The sequence below is a fragment of the Kosakonia oryziphila genome, from assembly GCF_900094795.1.
GTDB lineage: Bacteria > Pseudomonadota > Gammaproteobacteria > Enterobacterales > Enterobacteriaceae > Kosakonia > Kosakonia oryziphila.
In genome coordinates, this window is record NZ_FMBC01000122.1 from 1 (window position 1) to 1,224 (window position 1,224).

Consider the following 1,224-nt stretch of genomic DNA (forward strand, 5'->3'; position numbering starts at 1 on the left):
CGTCTTCTCAAATCGCCAAAACATCTTCGGCGTTGTAAGGTTAAGCCTCACGGTTCATTAGTACCGGTTAGCTCAACGCATCGCTGCGCTTACACACCCGGCCTATCAACGTCGTCGTCTTCAACGTTCCTTCAGGAGACTCAAAGTCTCAGGGAGAACTCATCCCGGGGCAAGTTTCGTGCTTAGATGCTTTCAGCACTTATCTCTTCCGCATTTAGCTACCGGGCAGTGCCATTGGCATGACAACCCGAACACCAGTGATGCGTCCACTCCGGTCCTCTCGTACTAGGAGCAGCCCCCCTCAATTCTCCAGCGCCCACGGCAGATAGGGACCGAACTGTCTCACGACGTTCTAAACCCAGCTCGCGTACCACTTTAAATGGCGAACAGCCATACCCTTGGGACCTACTTCAGCCCCAGGATGTGATGAGCCGACATCGAGGTGCCAAACACCGCCGTCGATATGAACTCTTGGGCGGTATCAGCCTGTTATCCCCGGAGTACCTTTTATCCGTTGAGCGATGGCCCTTCCATTCAGAACCACCGGATCACTATGACCTGCTTTCGCACCTGCTCGCGCCGTCACGCTCGCAGTCAAGCCAGCTTATGCCATTGCACTAACCTCCTGATGTCCGACCAGGATTAGCTGACCTTCGTGCTCCTCCGTTACGCTTTAGGAGGAGACCGCCCCAGTCAAACTACCCACCAGACACTGTCCGCAACCCGGGTTACGGGTCCACGTTAGAACATCAAACATTAAAGGGTGGTATTTCAAGGATGGCTCCACGCAGACTGGCGTCCACGCTTCAAAGCCTCCCACCTATCCTACACATCAAGGCTCAATGTTCAGTGTCAAGCTATAGTAAAGGTTCACGGGGTCTTTCCGTCTTGCCGCGGGTACACTGCATCTTCACAGCGAGTTCAATTTCACTGAGTCCCGGGTGGAGACAGCCTGGCCATCATTACGCCATTCGTGCAGGTCGGAACTTACCCGACAAGGAATTTCGCTACCTTAGGACCGTTATAGTTACGGCCGCCGTTTACCGGGGCTTCGATCAGGAGCTTCTCCTTACGGATAACCCCATCAATTAACCTTCCGGCACCGGGCAGGCGTCACACCGTATACGTCCACTTTCGTGTTTGCACAGTGCTGTGTTTTTAATAAACAGTTGCAGCCAGCTGGTATCTTCGACTGATTTCAGCTCCACGAGCACGTCGCTTCAC

1 rRNA gene is annotated in these 1,224 nt (G+C 53.8%); it reads right to left on the bottom strand.

The annotated features are described in order from the left end of the window. Positions 1 to 36: 36 nt before the first annotated feature. A 23S ribosomal RNA gene (locus GA0061070_RS24425) occupies positions 37 to 1,224 on the bottom strand; the annotation flags it as partial.